This is a genomic window from Arenimonas sp., from assembly GCF_019459675.1.
Taxonomy (GTDB): Bacteria; Pseudomonadota; Gammaproteobacteria; order Xanthomonadales; family Xanthomonadaceae; genus Arenimonas.
On sequence record NZ_JAIBFH010000276.1, the window covers coordinates 1 to 4,428 of the forward strand.

The window sequence follows — 4,428 nt, forward strand, 5'->3', positions numbered from 1 at the left end:
AAGATTTCGTCCTTGCTCAGTTCGCGCTCCATCTTCAAAGCCAGGAAGATCTCGGTGAGCTTGCGCGTATACGAGTATTCCGAGCTCAGGAAGAACTGCTTGGCCACCTGCTGGGTGATGGTGCTGCCGCCCGCCACCCGGGGGTGGTGGGTGGTGGCCAGCAGCCAGAGGGCGCGGCTGATGCCGCGCCAGTCGATGCCAGGATGCTCGTAGAAGCGGGCGTCCTCGATGGCGATGAAGGTCTGCTTGACGTGCAGCGGCACGTCCTCGATTTCGACCGGAAAACGCCTGGTTTCGCCAATGAGCGCCATCAGCTTCCCGTCCCGGGAATAGATGCTCAGCGGCACCTGCAGCTGCACGTTGCGCAGCTCCTGGACGTCCGGGAGACGGGGGGCGATCAGCCAGTACAGGATGCCCAGGGCGATCACCCCGAGCAGCGCGAGGCCCGCGAACAGGTACAGTAGGCGGCGCAGCAGTCGAATGAAACGGGCCATCCTGGGCCTCTCCCGAGGTTTACATCGTCATGGGGCAAGGAGTATAGAACGTGCCATGACCCGGGATGATGTCGTGGGGGCGGCCGGATTCCGGGTTCAACTGCGTCTAGGTTAGGGGAGCGAAAGGGCTGGCCCAGAGACGCCGAGGCGTCCGTGCAGGGGGGGGTATTGCCATTTGGCAATTTTTCGTTATTTAATGTGATGGCGCACCATTCGCTTGTAAGTGCCCGTCGGAAGGGGAGAAACCGTGGGTCTTTTCGGAAATGCCAAGACACCGCTCGTCGGTCTGGACATCAGTTCCACGGCCGTCAAGCTCCTGCAGCTGACTGAGTCAGGTGGCCGTTATCGCGTGGAGCACTACGCGGTCGAGCCGCTGCCGCCCAATGCCGTGGTCGAGAAGAACATCGTCGAGGTCGAGGCGGTGGGCGAGGCGATCAAACGGGCGGTTGCCCGCTCCGGCACCAAGGCCAGGCACGCTGCCGCCGCCGTTTCCGGCTCGTCCGTGATCACCAAGATCATCCCCATCCAGGGCGACCTGGACGAGGATTCGCTTGAGGACCAGGTCCAGCTCGAAGCCGCCAACTACATCCCGTACCCCATCGACGAGGTCAGCATCGACTTCGAGGTGCTCGGTCCGATGCCCAGCAACCCGGAGATGCTCCAGGTGCTGCTGGCCGCATCCCGCACCGAGAACGTCGAACTGCGCCAGTCCGCGCTCGAACTGGGCGGATTGACCGCCAAGGTCATCGACGTGGAAGCGTTCGCGATGGAGAACGCCTTCAAGCTGGTTTCCGACCAGCTTTCGGTGCCCAAGGACGCGATCGTCGCCCTGGTGGACATCGGCGCCACCATGACCACGCTGAACGTGCTCCGTGGCCAGCGCAGCATCTACACCCGCGAACAGGTGTTCGGCGGCAAGCAGTTGACCGACGAAGTGATGCGCCGCTACGGGCTGAGCTACGACGAGGCGGGCCTGGCCAAGCGCCAGGGCGGTCTGCCGGAAAGCTACGAAGTCGAGGTGCTTGAGCCGTTCAAGGAAGCGCTGGTCCAGCAGGTCAGCCGACTGCTGCAGTTCTTCTACGCCGGCAGCGATTTCAACCGCGTCGACCAGGTCGTGCTGGCCGGCGGCTGCGGCTCCATCGCCGGCATCGGCAACCTCGTCGAAGAACAGCTCGGCGTCCCGACCGTCATCGCCAACCCGCTCGCCAACATGGCGCTCGGTCCCCGCGTCCAGGCCCATGCCCTGGCGCAGGACGCACCGGCGCTGATGATCGCGTGCGGCCTGGCCCTGAGGAGCTTCGACTAATGGCCAGAATCAACCTACTTCCCTGGCGCGCGGAGCGACGCAAGCTCCGCCAGAAGGAATTCCTCGGCATGCTGGGCTTGGCGGCGGCGTTCGCGCTGCTGATCAGCTTCCTCATCGTCATGTACTTCAGCGGCCAACTCGAGGGCCAGCAGAACCGCAACAGCTACCTGCGCGAACAGATCGTCCTGGTGGACCAGCAGATCCTCGAGATCGAGGAACTGGACAAGAAGAAGTCCAACCTGCTGGCCCGCAAGCAGGTGATCGAACAGCTGCAGGCCAGCCGCTCCGAGATGGTGCACCTGTTCGACCAACTTGTTCGCACCATTCCCGAGGGCGTCCGGCTCAGCTCCATCAAGCAAAGCGGACAGACGCTCACGCTTGAAGGGCTGGCCCAGTCCAATGCTCGCGTCAGCTCCTACATGCGCAATCTCGACGAGTCGGCATGGATGAGCAATCCCGACCTGACCGTGATCGAGGCGAAGGGCGACGACAAGGGCCTGCCGAACCAGTTCACGCTGAACGTGACCCTCAAGGGTCCCGCCAGTCCTGAAGAGGCGGCTATCGAGGCAGCGGATGCGGCGCCCGAAGCGCCCGCCGCTCCTGCGGCCGCGCCCGAGGCCGCCGCGCCTGTTGCCGGAGGTGCCCTGTGAGCAGCCAGAAAATCGACATCCGCAACCTTGACTACAACAACACCGGCTCCTGGCCGGTCCAGGTCAAGATCGGTGCCTGCGCCCTGTTGGTGGCCCTGATCGTCGGGGTGGCCTGGTACCTGTTCGTGCGGGAAACGCGCGAGATGATCGCGACCGAGGAAGCCACCGAGGCCACCCTGCTGGCCGAATTCACGGACAAGCAGGGCCGCGCGGCCAACCTCGAACCGCTCAAGCAGCAGCTTGCCCAGATGGAAGTGATGCTGCAGCAGATGCTGCGCCAGCTGCCCAGCAAGAACGAGATGCCCGACCTGATCGTCGATGTTTCCCAGACGGCCCTGGCCAGCGGCATCAACAACGAGCTGTTCCAGCCGGGGGCGGAAACGCCCATGCAGTTCTACGCCGAGAAGCCGATCGCGCTGCGCATGGTGGGCACCTACCACCAGTTCGGCGCCTTCGTAAGCGGCGTGGCCTCGCTCCCGCGCGTGGTCATCATGACCATGCACGACATCTCGCTGGCTCCGCGCGGCGACGGCGATGACACCCTGGTGCTGGAGGGCACGGTGAAGACCTACCGATACCTGGACGAAGACGAATCGGTCGACGAAACGGTTGTCGAGGAGGCGCTGTGATGGGCGCGCTCGCTACCGGGAAAGTCGTCCGCGGCCTGCTGCTGGGTGCCGCCATCCTTTCGGTCGCTGCCTGCACCCGCGGCAGCCGGGACCTCGAGGCCAAGGTCAATGAAATCAAGGCGCAGCCGGCACCGCCGCTGGACCCGCTGCCGGTGATGCAGCAGTTCGCGTCGTTTGAATACGCGGCCCAGAACCTGCGCGATCCGTTCAGTGCGCCGGTGGCCGACCAGTCGGGCAGCGGCCTGAGGCCGGATCCGAACCGCCGCAAGGAGGTCCTTGAGGCCTTCCCGCTGGACAGCCTGGACATGGTGGGCACCATCGGTTCGGGTAGCGGAGTGATTGCGCTGTTGATGGGGCCGGACAAGGTGACCTACCGGGTCCGCCCGGGCAACTACATGGGGCTCAGCGACGGTCGCGTCACCGCGGTCTTCGAGGACCGCGTTGAAATGGTCGAACTCGTACCTGATGGGGCCGGCGGTTGGCTTGAGCGTCAAGCCAAAATCGCCCTTGAAGACAATTGATTGGGGGAATGCACGATGACCGCGAATAAAACGATCGGCCAGGGTAAGGGCAGCAAGCACACTTGGTTGCTGGCCATGGGAGCGCTCGTCGTCGGCATGACGGCCACGCTGTCAGCCTCGGCCGCGAACGTCCTGCAGGACGTGCGCTACGCATCGGCCCCCGGGGGCAAGGTTGACATCACCCTGCAGTTCGCAGAGCCGGTGGGTGACGTCCAGGCCTTCACCACGGACACGCCGCCGCGTATTGCGGTCGACCTGCCCGGAACCACCAACGGGCTCAGCCAGCGCCGGGTGGTCATTGGCAGCGGCGCCACTTCGGCCGTATCGGCGGTGGAAGCCGGCGGCCGGACCCGCGTCGTAGTGGATCTGTTCCGTCCCGCCGGCTATACCACCCGCAGCGCCGGCAACCTGCTGGTGCTCACCGTCGATGCCGGAGCGGTGCAGAGCAACGCCTCCAACACCATGGCCAACCCGTCCGACCCCACCAAGCGGGTCGCATCGGACATCGAGGTCGCCAATATCGACTTCCGTCGCGGTGAGAACGGTTCGGGTCGCGTGATCCTTCGCTTCAACGGCGATGGCGCGGCGGCCGACATGCGCAACGAAGGTTCCAAAGTGGTGGTTGACGTCGCCAACGCCAGCATCCCGGAGAATCTGCGCCGGCGCCTGGACGTGACCGACTTCGCCACCCCGGTGCAGAGCCTCGAGCCCAACACCAACGCCGGCAGCACCCGCCTGGTGATCAACACCAACGGTGCCTACGACTCGATGGCCTACCAGACGGGCAACGAGTACGTGATCGAGATCACGCCCAAGCGCGCCGCGGTC

General features: G+C 64.8%; 5 protein-coding genes and 1 pseudogene. 5 read left to right on the forward strand and 1 reads right to left on the reverse strand.

The genetic code is table 11. From position 1 onward, the window contains the following. On the reverse strand, positions 1-494 hold a 494-nt coding region (locus K0M70_RS09220; RefSeq protein ID WP_290781529.1), incomplete at its 3' end, for a transglycosylase domain-containing protein. A gap of 247 nt (positions 495-741) precedes the next feature. Here K0M70_RS09220 and K0M70_RS09225 point away from each other — a divergent pair. The 5 genes and pseudogenes from K0M70_RS09225 to K0M70_RS09245 form a co-directional block, all read left to right on the forward strand. Then, positions 742-1,800 (forward strand): pilus assembly protein PilM, encoded by a 1,059-nt coding sequence (locus K0M70_RS09225; protein ID WP_343211206.1) that lies wholly within the window; start codon positions 742-744, stop codon positions 1,798-1,800. Beyond that, positions 1,800-2,357, forward strand: a pseudogene (locus K0M70_RS09230) (PilN domain-containing protein); the annotation flags it as partial. The gene K0M70_RS09225 and the pseudogene K0M70_RS09230, both read left to right, overlap by 1 nt. An 89-nt stretch (positions 2,358-2,446) precedes the next feature. Next, a complete protein-coding gene (pilO, locus tag K0M70_RS09235; RefSeq protein ID WP_290781532.1) occupies positions 2,447-3,079 on the forward strand; it encodes a type 4a pilus biogenesis protein PilO in 633 nt (210 codons plus the stop codon). After that, positions 3,079-3,600: a pilus assembly protein PilP gene (locus K0M70_RS09240; RefSeq protein ID WP_290781534.1), complete on the forward strand. Its 522-nt coding sequence runs from the start codon at positions 3,079-3,081 to the stop codon at positions 3,598-3,600. The genes pilO and K0M70_RS09240 overlap by 1 nt, the downstream gene beginning before the upstream one ends. Before the next feature lie 15 nt (positions 3,601-3,615). Beyond that, positions 3,616-4,428, forward strand: an 813-nt coding sequence (locus tag K0M70_RS09245; protein WP_290781535.1) for an AMIN domain-containing protein, incomplete at its 3' end; no start/stop codon positions are given.